This is a genomic window from Ensifer meliloti, from assembly GCF_030064585.1.
Lineage (GTDB): Bacteria > Pseudomonadota > Alphaproteobacteria > Rhizobiales > Rhizobiaceae > Sinorhizobium > Sinorhizobium meliloti.
Genome location: NZ_CP120365.1, coordinates 1509775 through 1525000 on the forward strand (window position 1 = coordinate 1509775; position 15226 = coordinate 1525000).

The 15226-nt window shown below is 60.7% G+C and carries 12 protein-coding genes, 1 tRNA gene and 2 rRNA genes (1 of these 15 cut by a window edge); 9 read left to right on the plus strand and 6 right to left on the minus strand.

The window, feature by feature from the left end; genetic code table 11:
* Nucleotides 1-33 precede the first annotated feature (33 nt).
* From PZL22_RS14430 to PZL22_RS14455, 6 genes are read left to right on the plus strand one after another with little or no spacing between them, the layout of a single operon-like run.
* On the plus strand, nucleotides 34-1002 hold the full coding sequence (locus PZL22_RS14430; RefSeq protein ID WP_004434190.1) for an ABC transporter permease: 969 nt from the start codon (nucleotides 34-36) through the stop codon (nucleotides 1000-1002).
* Nucleotides 1003-1036: 34 nt separating this feature from the next.
* Nucleotides 1037-1987: an ABC transporter permease gene (locus PZL22_RS14435; protein ID WP_010970062.1), complete on the plus strand. Its 951-nt coding sequence runs from the start codon at nucleotides 1037-1039 to the stop codon at nucleotides 1985-1987.
* A 5-nt stretch (nucleotides 1988-1992) separates the two neighbouring features.
* On the plus strand, nucleotides 1993-3186 hold the full coding sequence (locus tag PZL22_RS14440) for an amidohydrolase family protein (protein ID WP_004434194.1): 1194 nt from the start codon (nucleotides 1993-1995) through the stop codon (nucleotides 3184-3186).
* A complete protein-coding gene (locus PZL22_RS14445) occupies nucleotides 3186-4679 on the plus strand; it encodes an amidohydrolase family protein (protein ID WP_004434197.1) in 1494 nt (497 codons plus the stop codon). Before PZL22_RS14440 ends, PZL22_RS14445 begins: the two co-directional genes overlap by 1 nt.
* A complete protein-coding gene (locus PZL22_RS14450; protein ID WP_004434201.1) occupies nucleotides 4672-5655 on the plus strand; it encodes an ABC transporter ATP-binding protein in 984 nt (327 codons plus the stop codon). Before PZL22_RS14445 ends, PZL22_RS14450 begins: the two co-directional genes overlap by 8 nt.
* Complete coding sequence (locus tag PZL22_RS14455; RefSeq protein WP_004434204.1) at nucleotides 5652-6656, plus strand: ABC transporter ATP-binding protein; 1005 nt, start codon at nucleotides 5652-5654, stop codon at nucleotides 6654-6656. Before PZL22_RS14450 ends, PZL22_RS14455 begins: the two co-directional genes overlap by 4 nt.
* Before the next feature lie 80 nt (nucleotides 6657-6736).
* On the opposite strand, the gene PZL22_RS14460 is transcribed toward PZL22_RS14455, so the two are convergent.
* Nucleotides 6737-7414, minus strand: a complete 678-nt coding sequence (locus PZL22_RS14460; RefSeq protein WP_004434209.1) for a GntR family transcriptional regulator — start codon at nucleotides 7412-7414, stop codon at nucleotides 6737-6739.
* Between the two features lie 134 nt (nucleotides 7415-7548).
* Here PZL22_RS14460 and PZL22_RS14465 point away from each other — a divergent pair, with 134 nt between their 5' ends.
* Both PZL22_RS14465 and PZL22_RS14470 read left to right on the plus strand, forming a co-directional pair.
* A complete protein-coding gene (locus PZL22_RS14465) occupies nucleotides 7549-8175 on the plus strand; it encodes a flavin reductase family protein (protein WP_004434214.1) in 627 nt (208 codons plus the stop codon).
* 31 nt (nucleotides 8176-8206) lie between these two features.
* Entirely contained in the window at nucleotides 8207-8932 is a 726-nt protein-coding gene (locus PZL22_RS14470; protein ID WP_004434222.1) for an aspartate/glutamate racemase family protein, read from the plus strand.
* A gap of 56 nt (nucleotides 8933-8988) precedes the next feature.
* On the opposite strand, the gene PZL22_RS14475 is transcribed toward PZL22_RS14470, so the two are convergent.
* Both PZL22_RS14475 and PZL22_RS14480 read right to left on the minus strand, forming a co-directional pair.
* Nucleotides 8989-10509 (minus strand): FAD-dependent oxidoreductase, encoded by a 1521-nt coding sequence (locus PZL22_RS14475; protein ID WP_004434224.1) that lies wholly within the window; start codon nucleotides 10507-10509, stop codon nucleotides 8989-8991.
* A 176-nt stretch (nucleotides 10510-10685) separates the two neighbouring features.
* A complete protein-coding gene (locus tag PZL22_RS14480) occupies nucleotides 10686-11594 on the minus strand; it encodes a LysR family transcriptional regulator (RefSeq protein ID WP_004434226.1) in 909 nt (302 codons plus the stop codon).
* A 211-nt stretch (nucleotides 11595-11805) separates the two neighbouring features.
* Here PZL22_RS14480 and PZL22_RS14485 point away from each other — a divergent pair, with 211 nt between their 5' ends.
* Nucleotides 11806-12768, plus strand: a complete 963-nt coding sequence (locus PZL22_RS14485; RefSeq protein ID WP_284718715.1) for an MBL fold metallo-hydrolase — start codon at nucleotides 11806-11808, stop codon at nucleotides 12766-12768.
* Between the two features lie 105 nt (nucleotides 12769-12873).
* Here PZL22_RS14485 and PZL22_RS14490 read toward each other — a convergent pair.
* The 3 genes from PZL22_RS14490 to PZL22_RS14500 all read right to left on the minus strand — a co-directional run.
* Nucleotides 12874-12950, minus strand: a tRNA-Met gene (locus PZL22_RS14490).
* 164 nt (nucleotides 12951-13114) lie between these two features.
* Nucleotides 13115-13229: ribosomal RNA gene (gene rrf, locus PZL22_RS14495) — 5S ribosomal RNA — on the minus strand.
* Between the two features lie 223 nt (nucleotides 13230-13452).
* Nucleotides 13453-15226 (minus strand): 23S ribosomal RNA (locus PZL22_RS14500); it runs 1032 nt beyond the window's last position.

Here is a 15226-nt window from a genome sequence, read left to right on the forward strand (position 1 = left end):
ATTCCCGGAGCGTCCCGTGACCGAGGAACTCCTATGCTGGTTTTTATCATAAAGCGCCTGGCAAACGCCGTCATGGTGATGTTGGCCGTCGCTTTGCTGGCCTTTCTGATTTTCCGGCTGGCGGGTGACCCCGTCGAGATGATGGCCAACGAGCAGATGACGCAGACCGACCGCGACAATCTGCGCGAGCGTCTGGGTCTCAACGATGGCCTGATGACACAATATACCCGGTTCGTGGTCAACGCCGCGCAGGGCAATTTCGGCATTTCCTACCGCAATGGCCAGGACGTGCTGAGCCTGATCGCCGAACGCTTTCCAGCGACCCTGGAGCTGGTGCTGGTTGCCACGCTGATCTCTCTGCTGCTCGGCCTTCCCCTCGGCGTGCTGACGGCGATCAAGCGCGGCAAATGGTATACGGAGGGCCTGCAGTTCATCTCCATTGTCGGCGTCTCGCTGCCGAGCTTCGTCGTCGGCATCCTGCTGATCCTCGTCTTCTCGGTTACGTTCGGCTGGCTCCCGGCCTTCGGTCGCGGCGATGTCGTGCAGCTTGGCTGGTGGTCGACGGGGCTCCTGACGCCTTCGGGCCGCGCGGCGATCCTGCTGCCGTCCGTCGCGCTTTCGCTTTATCAGGTCACGCTGGTCATGCGTCTGGTGCGCGCTGAAATGCTGGAAGTGCTGCGATCGGATTACGTGAAGTTTGCCCGGGCGCGCGGCATTCCGCGCTGGCGCATCTATTTCCGCCACGCGCTGCGCAACTGCCTGATGCCGGTCGTGACCATGACCGCGATGAATGTCGGTTCGCTGATTGCCTTCGCGCTCATCACCGAAACCGTATTCCAGTGGCCGGGCATGGGCATGCTGTTCATCCAGGCCGTCACCTTCCTCGATATCCCGGTGATGGCGGCCTATCTCTGCATCATTTCCTTCATCTTCGTCGTGCTCAACACGCTGGTGGACATTGCCTATGCGGTAATCGATCCCCGCTTGCGTACAGCCCGCTGAAATGCCCGTTGAACCGACTGTGGGGCCAAGACCGATGAGCATCCAGACCTCTCAAACTCCGCCCGTCACGCGTCCTTCGCTTTTCCAGCGTCTGCGCCAAAGCGATGTGTGGTGGTCGTTCACGCATAGCAAGACGGCGATGTTCAGCGCCGCGCTTCTGGCGATCCTGATCCTGACGGCACTGTTCGCACCGCTGATCGCACCGCAGAACCCCTATGACGGCGCAGCGCTCGACATGTGGAAGGCCGAACTGCCGCCGGTATGGGAGGAAGGTGGAGAATGGCCCTATCTTCTCGGCACCGATACGCAGGGCCGCGACATGCTGTCGGCCATTCTCTACGGTACGCGCATTTCCATCGTCATCGGCATCGCCTCGGTGGCGCTCTCCCTGCTGATCGGCATGAGCGCGGGGCTGATCGCCGGCTACTTCGGCGGGTTCATCGACAATCTGCTGATGCGCTTCGGCGACGTCACGCTGTCCATTCCGACCATCCTCGTCGCCATTCTGGTCTCGACGGTCGTGCGTCAGATGCTGCCCGTCAGCCTGCGAGAGGTCGGCGCGTCGGCGGTGCTCATCCTGGCCATCTCGCTATCCGCCTGGGTGCAATATGCGCGCACGGTGCGCGCGCAGGCCATCGTCGAAACCGGCAAGGACTACGTGTCGGCGGCACGGCTGATCGGCGTGCCTGCCCGGCGCATCATGGCCAACCATATCCTGCCCAATACGCTGACGCCGATCATGGTGGCGGCGACGCTCAACTTCGGCATGGCGATCCTCACCGAAGCCACGCTTTCGTTCCTGGGCATCGGCATGCCGCCGAGCCAGCCGTCTCTGGGAACGCTGATCCGCATCGGCAACCAGTTCCTGTTTTCCGGATCCTGGTGGATCGTGCTCTTCCCCGTCATTCAGCTCTGCCTGCTGGTCGTGGCCGTCAACATGCTCGGCGACTGGCTGCGCGATGCTCTCAATCCGAAACTGAGGTAAGCCATATGAACGACCTTTTGCTCCGCAACGTCCGGCCCATGGCAGGCGAAACCTGCGATGTCCTGATCAGGGACGGAAAGATTGCCGGTTTCGGGCGTTTTGAAGCAGAGCCGGGCATGGCCGTGGAAGACGGCGGCAACGCTATCGTCGTCCCCGGCCTGATCGATGCGCATACCCATCTCGACAAGACGACCTGGGGCATGCCGTGGCATGTCAACAACCGCGCCGCGATCCTGCGCGAGCGCATCGATTTCGAACGCGAGCACCGTCTCGAGATCGGCATCGATCCGCATCGCCAGTCGATGCGCCATGCGATCGGTCTGGCGGCTCATGGCGCGACGCATATCCGCAGCCATGTCGACATCGACCCGGTTCACGGCCTGTCGCTGGTCGAGGGCGTCTGGCAAACGCGCGAAAAGCTCAGAGGCGTCATCGACATCGAAATCGTCGCGTTTCCGCAGTCGGGCCTGATGGTCATGCCCGGCACGAAGGAATTGCTCGACGAGGCGCTGCGTCAAGGCTGCGAAGTGCTGGGCGGCATCGATCCGTGCGGCATCGACCGCGATCCGAAGGGCCAGCTCGACATTCTGTTCGCGCTCGCCACCAAGCATGGCGTGCCGATCGACATTCACCTGCATGAGACGGGCGATCTCGGCGCCTTCACCATGGAGCTCATCTTCGAGCGCATCCGCTCCAACGGCATGGAAGGCAAGGTGGCGATCAGCCATGCCTTTGCGCTCGGCATGAACGATTATCTGCGCGTCGGACAGCTGATCGAACAGCTCGCCATTCTGGATGTCGCCATCCTCACGACAGGTGCGCCTTCGGCCACGGTGCCGTCGATCAAGCGCCTGAAGGAAGCCGGCGTGCGCATCGGCGGCGGCTGCGACGGCATCCGTGACACCTGGGGCCCGTGGGGTCAGCCGGATATGCTCGACCGCGCCAGGATCATCGGCATGAAGAACGGCGTGCGCTCGGATCACGATCTGGAACATGTGCTGCACATCGTCTCGCAGGGCGGTGCGGATGTCATGCGCCTGGAAAATTACGGCCTCGAAGTCGGCTGCAATGCCGATCTCACCCTGCTGACCGGTGAAACGCTGGCGCATGCGGTGGTGGATGTCGCTCCGCGTCCGCTGGTCGTCAAGGGCGGTCGCGTCACAGCCCGTCAGGGCGTCGCCGTGGTGGAGATGCCGTAATGAGCGAAGCTTTCGATACTCTTCCGCTCGGCCGTCGTCCGGAAGGGCGCACACTGATCACCGCCAGCTGGGTGGTCGGACATAAGGACGGCAGCCATCGGCTTCTCCGCAACGGCGAAGTCGTTTTCGAAAACGGCGAGATTCTGTTCGTCGGGTACCGTTTCTCCGGGGAAGTGGCCCGCCGAATCGATTTCGGCAATGCCTTGATCAGCCCCGGCCTGATCGATCTCGATGCACTGTCGGATCTCGATACCACCATCCTCGGCATCGACAATCATCCCGGTTGGGCAAAGGGCCGCGTCTGGCCGCGCTCCTATGTCGAAGCCGGTCCTTATGAAATGTACACGCAGGAGGAGCTGGCCTTTCAGAAGCGGTTCGCTTTCGGCCAGCTTTTGTTGAACGGTATCACCACTGCCGCTCCCATTGCCTCGCTGTTTTACCGTGAATGGGGTGAAACGGTCGCCGAGTTCGATGCCGCTGCACAGGCCGCGGGCGAACTGGGTCTGCGTGTCTATCTCAGCCCCGCCTACCGCTCGGGCGGCATGGTGCTGGAAGCACCGGGCAAGATGGTGCCTGTCTTCGATGAGGAACGCGGCTTCCAGGGTCTGAACGACGCCATTGCCAATATCGAGCGCCAGAATGGCAGCCATGGCGATCTGGTGCGCGGCATGCTGGCACCGGACCGTGTCGAGACCTCGACGATCAGGCTTTTGCAGCGCACCGATGCCGCCGCACGCGATCTCGGCTGCAAATTCCGGCTGCACATGGCACAGGGCGCGATGGAGGTGGACACGGTGCGGATGCTGCACGGCTCGACCGCGCCGGTCTGGCTTGCAAAGCACGGTCTGTTGAGCGACCGCCTCATCGCGCCGCATGCCACCAACGCCACGGAAGAGGATCTCGGTCTTTACGCGGCGAACGGCGTTTCCATCGTCCATTGTCCGCTGGTTTCGGGTCGTGGCGGCTCGATCCTCAACTCCTTCTCCGCCTGCATCAGGCGCGGGATCAATATTGCCATGGGGACGGATACGACGCCGGCCGACATGCTGATGAACCTGCTTGCGGGTCTTATCACGGGCCGCATCGCCGACGGCGCACCGGACCGCCTGCGATCTGCCGACCTGTTCGATGCGGCGACGACCGGCGGCGCCAAGGCACTGGGCCGTTCCGATCTCGGCCATCTGTCACCGGGGGCCCGTGCAGACATCGCGGTCTTCCGCCTCGACGACACCGTCATGGCTCCGTCCATCGATCCGATCACCACGATCGTCACCGGGGGATCCGGCAAGATCACGCATGCGGTCTTCGTCGATGGCCGCGTCTCCATGCTGGATCGCCGGCTGGCCGGCTTCGACATGCAAGAGGCGCGCATTCGGGCGCAGGCCCAATATGACGGGCTGATCGCCAAATATCCCGAGCGGAGCTGGAACAATCCTCCGGTCGCCGCAATCTTCCCGCCCAGCTATCCGATAGAGGGGGACGCAAATGGGTGACATCCACGAACCAGTCATTGAAGTTCGCAACCTGCGTGTGGATTTTCCGAGCCGTCGCGGCACGGTAACCGCGCTGTCGGATGTCAGCCTGTCGATCCGGCCGGGTGAGATTCTCGGCGTCGTCGGCGAATCCGGCGCGGGCAAGTCCATGACCGGGCTCGCCATTCAGGGCCTGCTCGAAGCGCCGGGCCATATCGCCGGCGGCGAGGTCTGGCTCGGCAAACGTCGCATCGATACGCTCGATGACCGCGCCATGGAAAAGATCCGCGGCCGCGAGATCGGTGCGATTTTCCAGGATCCGCTTACCTCGCTCAATCCGCTGTTCTCGGTTGGCGCACAGCTCGTCGAAACCATTCGCCGGCACCTCGGTCTCGGCAAGGCCGAAGCCCGCGCCCGCGCCGTGCAATTGCTGCGTGATGTCGGCATTCCTTCGCCGGAGGAGCGGGTCAATCAATATCCGCATCAGTTCTCGGGCGGCATGCGCCAGCGTGTCGTGATCGCGCTGGCGCTTGCAGCGTCGCCGAAACTCGTCATCGCCGACGAACCGACGACGGCGCTCGACGTCTCGATCCAGGCGCAGATCATCTCGCTCCTGCGCAAATTGTGCAAGGAGAAGCAGACCGCCGTCATGCTCGTCACGCACGACATGGGCGTGATCGCGGAAGCTGCCGACCGCATCGCAGTCATGTATGCCGGAAGGCTGATCGAGATCGGGGCTGTCGAACAGGTGCTGCACCAGCCGCGCCATCCCTATACGCAGGGTCTGATGGGTTCGATTCCGTCGCTCGGCGCGCGTGTCGAGAGGCTCAACCAGATCGACGGCTCCATGCCGCGTCTGGACGCGATACCCAACGGCTGCGCCTTCAATCCGCGCTGCAAGATGGCGGGGCCGCGCTGCCGGCGCGAACGCCCGGAACTCATATTTGCCGGCCCGAGCGCAAGCGCCTGCTGGCTGAGCGCAGGAGGCACCGCATGACCAAACCGTTGCAAAAGACCCCGGCTTTAACCGTCGACCGGCTGATCAAGACTTTCGACGTGTCCGCTCCCTGGCTCAACCGGGTAGTGGAGCGCAAGCCGCGGCAGTATCTGCAGGCCGTGAACGATATCAGCTTCACCGTTCCCGCCGGCGGCTGTCTCAGCATTGTCGGCGAGAGCGGATGCGGAAAATCCACCGTTGCGCGCCTTGTCACCGGCCTGCATCGTCCGACGAGCGGCGGGATACGCTTCGCGCCGGGCAAGAGCGGCGCGCCCCTCTCGGCGCAGATGATCTTTCAGGACCCTTACGCCTCGCTCAATCCTCGGTGGCGGGTGAAGAACATCATCGCCGAACCGCTGCGCGAACTGAAGCTGCGCAAGACCGCGGCCGAGGTGACGGAGCGCGTCGAAGAGCTTCTGGGCATTGTCGGGCTCTCGCCATCCGATGGCGAGAAGTTCCCGCACGAATTTTCAGGCGGGCAGCGCCAGCGTATCTCGATCGCCCGCGCGCTGGCGAGCGAGCCCGAATTTCTGGTCTGCGACGAGCCGACCTCGGCCCTCGACGTGTCGGTGCAGGCGCAGGTCCTGAACCTGATGCGCCGTCTGCAGGACGAGTTGGGGCTTACCTATCTCTTCATCAGCCATGACTTGAGCGTCGTTCGTCAAATGTCGGACCGCATCGCGGTGATGTATCTGGGCCGTATCGTGGAGGAAGGCGACACGGAAGAGCTGTTCGCGCAGCCGCGCCATCCCTACACGCGGCTCCTGCTGCAGACGATTCCGAACATCGAGGCACCGAACCGCAACCGCGAGCCCGCCAGCGGCGAAGTGCCGAGCCCGCTGAAGCCGCCTTCCGGCTGCGCTTTCCACCCGCGTTGCCCGGTCGCCACGGCGCGCTGCTCCAAGGAAGTGCCTGAGGTGCGGGTCTTGCAGAACGGTACCCGGGTAGCCTGTCATCTGGCCGAGGACGTGATAGCGGAACGTTTACCTGAAGCGGGATGAGGGAAAGTATGTGCGGTTTTCCGCCCGCATCCCGCGTCTCAACATCTTGGAATAGATCACGATGCGGGCTTTCCGCCGTTTCAAGCCAGTGCTGCGCGAAGATCGTGCGAAAAGTCGCGTATCTCGCTCAAGTCGAGCTCGGATTCCACATGTTCCAGATGATGCGACATGAGATGTACGGCTCTTTGGGCCTCTTTCGCCGCAATCGCCTTAACGATGTCGGCATGCTCGTCCGGACCGCAATTGAAGCGCGTGGTGTTCCGGTAAACGGCCGTAATCAGCGAACTGCGGGCGATAAGGTCGCGCATTGTCGTAAACAGGAAATCCGACCCGGTCAGTTCGGCCAGCAAAAGATGGAAGCCGCCGGAAAGCTTGATGATATCCGTGGTGCTGTCCTCGGCATTGGCGATCCGCTCATTCTTGACATGATCGCGGAGCCGCTTCACGCCATCCTTCGACATCGAACTGCAGAGACGCTCCACGACGCATCGCTCCACCGCCTGGCGAACGAAAAACACGTCGCGAGCCTCTTCCACGGATGGCTTGCAAACAAAAGCACCGCGATTGGGAATGATCGTTACGAGCCCGTCGCGTGCGAGAACGGTCAGCGCCTGACGAACACGTGCGCGACTGACGTGAAAAATCGAGGCGAGCTGTTCTTCTTTGAGTTGCACGCCAGGACGCAATCGCCGTTCAGCGATGGAAAGCCATACCCTTTCGACAATCTGCTCGACCGACATCGCGGCTTGTTCGCGCATACCCTGTTCTCCTTGCTGAAACAGACAATCGCCAAGCGCGTGAAAAAGTCAACTCGCGGATTCAAATGGCTTGCAATATTGTCTACAATATGAAAGCTTATTGTAGATTATAAGACCTACATTTTGGAACCGCGATGGAATTCGACTTTGAAGAAATTGAGCCGCAAAGCCGCTATCGGCTGCTGACGAATTTCATCGGCCCGCGCCCGATCGCGCTCGTGACGACCCGCTCCGAGAGCGGGCACAGCAACGCTGCGCCGATGAGTTTCTTCAACGTGTTTTCACATGATCCGGCCATCGTCGTCCTGGGTATCCAGCCGCGTTTGACCGGCGAGCCAAAGGACACGATGGTCAATATTCGCCGTTCCGGTGAATTTGCCATCAGCATGGTCGACATGGCGTTGTCTCAACAGATGTTGATCTGCGGCCTTGGCTTCGACAGCGAGGTCGACGAGCTGGAAATGGCCGGATTGAAAGCCGCCCGGTGCCGCAAGATCGATGTTGCCTATGCCGAGGAGGCGCCGTGCATCTTCGAATGCCGGGTCGAGCGCCTGATCGACTATCCGCGCCGCACGCTGGTGCTGGGCGAGGTGGTGCACATGCATGTGCGCCGCGATTGCCTCGACGCCGAAGGTCATTATGTGGACCCGGAACGTTACCAGCCCATCGCCCGGCTTCATGCCGACAATTACATCACGTCAGACCGCCAGTTCGTTTTGAAGGCCCCGCCGATCGCCGATTTCGTCAAGCCGACGAAATAGGCATCAACGGGAGGCAACCGAGAATTTCATCATGCATATTCATCTCATCAATCCCAATTCCACAGCCTCCATGACTGCGCAAGCACTCGAAAGCGCCTTGCTGGTCAAACATGCCCACACTCACGTCTCCGCCTCCAATCCGACCGATACGCCGGCCAGTATCGAAGGTGGTGCAGATGAAGCCATGTCGGTTCCGGGAATGCTGGCGGAGATCCGCCAGGGCGAGGCGCAGGGCGTCGACGCCTATGTCATAGCCTGTTTCGACGACCCGGGACTGCACGCGGCCCGCGAAGTCGCCAAAGGCCCCGTGATCGGCATTTGCCAGGCGGCGGTACAGGTGGCCATGACGATCAGCCGTCGCTTCTCCGTCATAACGACGCTTCCGCGCTCGGTTCCGATCATTGAGGATCTGGTAAGCGATTACGGCGCCGAGCGTCATTGCCGGAAAGTACGTGCTATCGATCTTCCGGTCCTTGCCCTCGAGGAAGATCCGCAAAGAGCCGAGCGGCTATTGCTCAAGGAAATCGAGATTGCCAAGGCCGAGGATGGTGCCGAAGCGATCGTCCTTGGCTGCGCGGGAATGTCATCCTTGTGTGACCGCCTCCAGAAGGCGACAGGAGTGCCGGTGATCGATGGAGTGACTGCTGCTGTAAAGATGGCCGAAGCGCTGCTTGGCGCAGGATACGCGACCTCCAAGGTCAACACTTACGCCTATCCGCGGATCAAAGCCGCGGCCGGTCACAAGGTTTGCGCTTAGAGAACAGCACCATTGCTGACATTATTTTGAGGTGATTGACGTTCGCCTTGGCTTGCTTAGCCGAGATCCGCCAACGGCGACACAGCCGGTCCATTCAGAACGGTGCCGTCAACGGCGAAGTGGGAGCCGTGGCAGGGGCAGTTCCAGCAGCGCTCGAGGGAATTCCAGTGCACGTGGCAGCCCACATGCGTGCATGACGCTGAGCGCCGGTAAAGCGTGCCATCTTCATCTCGGAAGGCGGCAACCTTGGTCAAGCCTTCGCGGACAATGGCCCCTTCCCCCGGCCGCAATGCGTCGATGGATTCGATTTCGCCCGGCGCGACATATTCGGAGAAGTTCTTGATTGCCGTCGAATTCTCCGACAGGTAGTCGCCGATCGCCCTTAGGGTCTTCCGCGATGGCTCGTAAAGCCCCCGCCACCCGCTGTCGCCGTCGAGAACGAGGGCACGGATCAACAGCGAGGCTGCAACGCCATGGGTCATTCCCTCGCCGGAATCTCCGGTAACCACGAAGACCCGCTCGTTACCCGGATTGCGGCCGATGAAGCCCGCATAGTCGATGGTCTCCATCACCTGGCCGGACCATCGATGGGTCACGACGCCAAGATTCGGAACCAAGCGCTTCGTCCAGTCTGCCAGGGCTGCGAAGCGCTCTTCCCCGTCGTCGGCCGCGCCCGTCTTGTGGTCTTCGCCACCGACCACGAGAAAATCCGTTTCGTTGTCGCCGCGCTGCAGGCGCACGTAATGGTATGGATCTTCGGTATCCCAATAAAGCCCGTCCGGGATCAGCCCGCGGCCGATTTCGAAGGACATCGCATAGGTTCGATAGGGCGCCTGCTTGGTATGGAGAGCGACACGGTCGTTGATCGGTGAATTGGTCGCCACGACGGCCCACTTTGCGGCAACCCCGAAGCCGGCGTCCGTAGCAACGCGGACACCGTCTTTGGTTTCCTCAACCTCTTCGACCACCGTCTCGCTATAAAGCATGCCGCCGCGGGCGCGTATCCCAGCGGCCAGTCCGCGCAGATACTTGAGGGGGTGGAATGTCGCCTGACGGGAATAGCGGAGCGCGGGTGTAGCGGAAAAACCCGCAAACGGAACGCCGGTGATCCTTTCGGCGTCGACACCGATCTGCCGCGCCGCATCGAGTTCGCGGTCGAGGATCGCTTCCTGATCTCCGGATGACGGAAACAGGAACCCGTCCCCGCGCCGGAAGTCGCATGCGACAGCCTCTGTCTCCTGGATCGCTTCGATGCGGCCAATTGCGGCAGATTGGCTTTCATGGAAAGGGCGAGCCATTTCCCGCCCCCGCAGGTCGATGAGTTTGGAAAAATAGTCGTCACATATGGAAGTCAGGTGCGCGGTCGTGCGAGCGGTCATACCGCCACCGATCCGGCCGCGGTCGATGACGGCCACTTTCAGCCCCGCAAGGGCGAGCTCATAGGCCACCGAAAGGCCGGCAATACCGGAACCGGCGACAACAACGTCGACGTGATCATCTTGCCGGAGCGGGGCGGCATCAGGCGCGACTTTGATCGCGGCCCATAGGGAAACGGTTCTTTCATCGTGCGCGTTCATCGAGGTTATCTCCAACGGCACTCAATAAAGAACAACGGAAACACAAAGTTCCCCCGGACCTTGCCGCCGGGCTCCGCGGAGGCTGCGGCTGCCCACTGGGCCACACGACGATAGGCCCGCTTTTGCGCGCCTATGAATCGGTTTGGTGCCGAGCCTGCCTTCATCTTTACTTGCGATCATCGACGATCGGGGTGCTGTCGCTGATTGCGGATGTACTCAAGGAAAGCCCGCATGGCCGCGCTCGTATGTCGCCGGCTCGGATAGTACAGATACCAACTCGGCAGTTTCTGCTTCCAGTCGCAGAGCAACTCGACGAGCCTGCCTTGTTCGACATCATCGCGGACATAATCCTCGAACAGGTGAGCGATTCCCGATCCCGCAAGCGCGGCCTGGAGCTCTTGATGCGCCGAGCTCAATGTCAACCGACCTTTCGGGGTGATTTCCACTTCGCCGCCGTCACGCGCAAATTTCCACGTCACCATGGTTCCGCCGGGGAAGCGGCGACGAATACAGTCGTGCTGTAGGAGATCGCGCGGTGAGTGGGGTCGACCGCGCTTGCGAAGATAATCAGGCGAGGCCACGATCGCATATCGCAAGGCAGGGCCGAGGGGCATGGCGATCATGTCCTGGGCGAGCTGGTTCCCGAAGCGCACCCCAGCGTCGAAACCTTGCTCCACGATATCGATTATCGCAGCATCGCTGACGATCTCGACGTTGACGTCGGGATAAATTTTCATGAACTCAAAGGCCAGAGGGCACAGAACGTGGTCGGCGGCCGGCCCCGGTGCGTTGATCCGCACGGTGCCGGATGGACGCTCGCGAAGCTGATTGAGATCGTCGACCGCTGTTCTGATTTCGTAAAGAGCGGGCCTTAGTCGCTCGAGAAGCTGCTCGCCCGCTTCAGTAGGCGCGACGCTACGTGTCGTTCGGTTCAGCAGCCGTATCCCCAGCGCTTCTTCGAGCACGCTGATCGATTGACTGATGGCGGACGACGAAACACCCCTGCCAAGCGCGGCGGCTCTAAAGCCACCACAGCGCACGACGTCCTCGAAGATCTCCAAGCTGTCAAGCCGTAGTGGTCGCATTGCAAAGCCCTACTTAATAAGCTGATCGGTTTTGATTAGCTTATCCGCACGCCCGACCTGTGTCATCCCTAGCTAGAGAACAAGTCGACAGACGGCTCCAGGAGTAGCCGCGGCCGTTACCGCCGACGCCGAAATCAGATGCGGCACCTCAATCAGCTATTTTGACGGGATCAAAGGTATGAGTGAAATTACTCTGAATCGTAGGAAGATCATGCTGACAGCCGCGTCGGCCGTCACGGGAATGATCTTGCCGGCCGGCATGGCCTCTGCGCAGGCTGCTTCCCCCGCGTCGCTTCCAGCTCAAGGTGGAAATGCCGGCTATTACCGCTTTCGCGTCGGCGACATCTCGGCGACCGTGCTGAGCGACGGGCTGCTCGGCGGCCCTCCGCGAATATACGCCAGCAATGCGCCGGAGGCAGAGTTGCAGGACGTATTGAGGCGCACCTTCCTGTCGACCGACCGGCTGACGCTGAATCTGAACACGCTTCTTATCGAGACGAATGGCAAGCGGGTCCTTCTCGAAGCAGGAGCCGGACAGACCATGGGTCCGCAAGGCGGTCGCCTCTTCGAGAACCTGGCCGCCATTGGTCTACGGCCCGAGGACATAGACGTCGTGGTGATCTCGCACACGCACCCGGATCATGTCGGCAACCTTCGAACAGCGGAGGGCGGCAAGGCGTTTCCGCGGGCTGCCGTCTTTGCGCCTCGTGCCGATTGGGACTTCTTCGTCCGTAACGTTCCGGACCTTTCCTACATGCCGGTGCCCGAGGATTTCCGCCGCAATTTCGCAGCGGCTATCAAGCGGAGCGTTGAACCCGTCACCAACGGAATTGAGTTGTACGAAGCCGGCGCGGAGATCGTTACTGGGCTGACTACGCTTCCAGCATTCGGCCATACCCCTGGCATGGCGAACTTCCTTGTTCAATCCGGGAACGATCAGCTCCTGCTGACGGCCGATCTCGCCTACCACCCGATCGTCAATGTCGACCGGCCCTGGTTGCCCGGGCCAGATCGCGACAAGGACACCGCACTCGCATCCCGCCGCCGCATCTTCGACATGGCGGCGGCAGACCGGCTCCTCGTCCTCGGCTTCCACTATCCGTTCCCGGGCCTTGGCCGAATGCTCAAGACGGACGCCGGCTATGCCTGGGTTCCCGCCAGTTGGCAGTTCTAGTCCAGTGTGTAACGGGGCCGGCCGCCCTTTCGGCGCTGGGAGGCCGTCAAACGCCAAAAGGCCCGCTGCTGCGGGCCTTTTGGTGTGTATGTGTATGTGTGTGTTTGGTTGCGGGGGCAGGATTTGAACCTGCGGCCTTCAGGTTATGAGCCTGACGAGCTACCGGGCTGCTCCACCCCGCGTTATCCGAGTTTTGCGAAGCAAAATCTCGCCGAGTTTTGCGAAGCAAATCTCGTATGTTTTGGTTCGGTCTGGCGATCGAAAGGGCGCTTGTCGGCGGCCGGTGTATCGGCCGGTCCGGCTTGTGAGAGAAGATGTTCGGTTTTGTTTATCCTGCGTTTTGCAGACCTGGCAGCGACCTACTCTCCCGCGTCTTAAGACGAAGTACCATCGGCGCTGGGGCGTTTCACGGCCGTGTTCGGAATGGGAACGGGTGCAGCCACCCCGCCAGAACCACCAGGTCGGCAAAGCGCAAGATTGAGCCTGCGCTGCAGGCTCGAACCGATTTTGAGAAGCTGGTGAAGCGATTGCTTCGTTTTGAACACGTCTTCTGTCTGTCGCCCCGGCCGTGAGGCCGCAAGCGCAGAGCGCGTCGCGCCTTGTGGCGCGCGCCGTCCGCAGCGCTACGCGCGTGAGGACAAAGAAAGTTGCGATGCTCATCTTCGATGAGCATAAGCAATGGGAACGATCAAGCCAATCGAACGATTAGTACCGGTAAGCTTCATGCGTTGCCGCACTTCCACACCCGGCCTATCAACGTGGTCGTCTTCCACGGTTCTCAAGGGAATACTCGTTTTCAGGTGGGTTTCCCGCTTAGATGCCTTCAGCGGTTATCCCTTCCATATATAGCTACCCTGCTATGCCCTTGGCAGGACAACAGGTCCACCAGAGATATGTCCATCCCGGTCCTCTCGTACTAGGGACAGATCCTGTCAATATTCCTACACCCACGGCAGATAGGGACCGAACTGTCTCACGACGTTCTGAACCCAGCTCACGTACCGCTTTAATTGGCGAACAGCCAAACCCTTGGGACCTGCTCCAGCCCCAGGATGCGATGAGCCGACATCGAGGTGCCAAACAACCCCGTCGATATGGACTCTTGGGGGTCATCAGCCTGTTATCCCCGGCGTACCTTTTATCCGTTGAGCGATGGCCCTTCCACGCGGGACCACCGGATCACTATGACCGACTTTCGTCTCTGCTCGACTTGTCAGTCTCGCAGTCAGGCGGGCTTATGCCATTGCACTCGACGAGCGATTTCCGACCGCTCTGAGCCCACCATCGCGCGCCTCCGTTACTCTTTCGGAGGCGACCGCCCCAGTCAAACTACCCACCATACACTGTCCCGGATCCGGATGACGGACCGCGGTTAGACATCCATGACGATAAGGGTGGTATTTCAAGGATGGCTCCACGAGAACTGGCGTCCCCGCTTCAAAGCCTACCACCTATCCTACACATGCCGACACGAATGCCAGTGTAAAGCTATAGTAAAGGTGCACGGGGTCTTTCCGTCTGACCGCAGGAACCCCGCATCTTCACGGGGAATTCAATTTCACTGAGTCTATGTTGGAGACAGCGGGGAAGTCGTTACGCCATTCGTGCAGGTCGGAACTTACCCGACAAGGAATTTCGCTACCTTAGGACCGTTATAGTTACGGCCGCCGTTTACTGGGGCTTCGATTCAGAGCTTGCACCCCTCCTCTTAACCTTCCAGCACCGGGCAGGCGTCAGACCCTATACGTCGTCTTGCGACTTCGCAGAGCCCTGTGTTTTTGATAAACAGTCGCTACCCCCTGGTCTGTGCCACCCCATCCTACTTGCGTAGAAAAGGGTCACGCTTCTTCCGAAGTTACGCGTGCAATTTGCCGAGTTCCTTCAACATAGTTCTCTCAAGCGCCTTGGTATACTCTACCTGACCACCTGTGTCGGTTTCGGGTACGGTCTATACGGTGGAGCTATTTCCTGGAACCGCGTCCCCGCCCGGACAATCCAATAAGTCCGGACAAGTTGAGCAATCCGTCACTACCACCAGGCCCACGAATATTAACGTGGTTCCCATCGACTACGCGTGTCCGCCTCGTCTTAGGGGCCGGCTAACCCTGCTCAGATTAACTTTAAGCAGGAACCCTTGGTCTTTCGGCGAGAGGGTCTCTCACCCTCTTTATCGTTACTCATGTCAACATTCGCACTTCCGATACCTCCAGGACCCCTCACGGGTATCCCTTCACTGGCTTACGGAACGCTCCGCTACCCCTACGTCTTCCGAGGAAGATCGTAAGCCTCAGCTTCGGTGCATGGCTTCAGCCCCGTTACATTTTCGGCGCAAAGACCCTTATTTAGACCAGTGAGCTGTTACGCTTTCTTTAAATGATGGCTGCTTCTAAGCCAACATCCTGGTTGTTTTGGGATCCTCACATCCTTTCCCACTTAGCCATGACTTGGGGACCTTAGC

What these genes read in the sequence shown, in the direction of transcription:
- PZL22_RS14430 (WP_004434190.1), top strand. Translation starts at nt 34, where the DNA reads ATGCTGGTTTTTATCATAAAGCGCCTGGCAAACGCCGTCATGGTGATG.
- PZL22_RS14435 (WP_010970062.1), top strand. Translation starts at nt 1,037, where the DNA reads ATGAGCATCCAGACCTCTCAAACTCCGCCCGTCACGCGTCCTTCGCTT.
- PZL22_RS14440 (WP_004434194.1), top strand. Translation starts at nt 1,993, where the DNA reads ATGAACGACCTTTTGCTCCGCAACGTCCGGCCCATGGCAGGCGAAACC.
- PZL22_RS14445 (WP_004434197.1), top strand. Translation starts at nt 3,186, where the DNA reads ATGAGCGAAGCTTTCGATACTCTTCCGCTCGGCCGTCGTCCGGAAGGG.
- PZL22_RS14450 (WP_004434201.1), top strand. Translation starts at nt 4,672, where the DNA reads ATGGGTGACATCCACGAACCAGTCATTGAAGTTCGCAACCTGCGTGTG.
- PZL22_RS14455 (WP_004434204.1), top strand. Translation starts at nt 5,652, where the DNA reads ATGACCAAACCGTTGCAAAAGACCCCGGCTTTAACCGTCGACCGGCTG.
- PZL22_RS14460 (WP_004434209.1), bottom strand. Translation starts at nt 7,414, where the DNA reads ATGCGCGAACAAGCCGCGATGTCGGTCGAGCAGATTGTCGAAAGGGTA.
- PZL22_RS14465 (WP_004434214.1), top strand. Translation starts at nt 7,549, where the DNA reads ATGGAATTCGACTTTGAAGAAATTGAGCCGCAAAGCCGCTATCGGCTG.
- PZL22_RS14470 (WP_004434222.1), top strand. Translation starts at nt 8,207, where the DNA reads ATGCATATTCATCTCATCAATCCCAATTCCACAGCCTCCATGACTGCG.
- PZL22_RS14475 (WP_004434224.1), bottom strand. Translation starts at nt 10,509, where the DNA reads ATGAACGCGCACGATGAAAGAACCGTTTCCCTATGGGCCGCGATCAAA.
- PZL22_RS14480 (WP_004434226.1), bottom strand. Translation starts at nt 11,594, where the DNA reads ATGCGACCACTACGGCTTGACAGCTTGGAGATCTTCGAGGACGTCGTG.
- PZL22_RS14485 (WP_284718715.1), top strand. Translation starts at nt 11,806, where the DNA reads ATGCTGACAGCCGCGTCGGCCGTCACGGGAATGATCTTGCCGGCCGGC.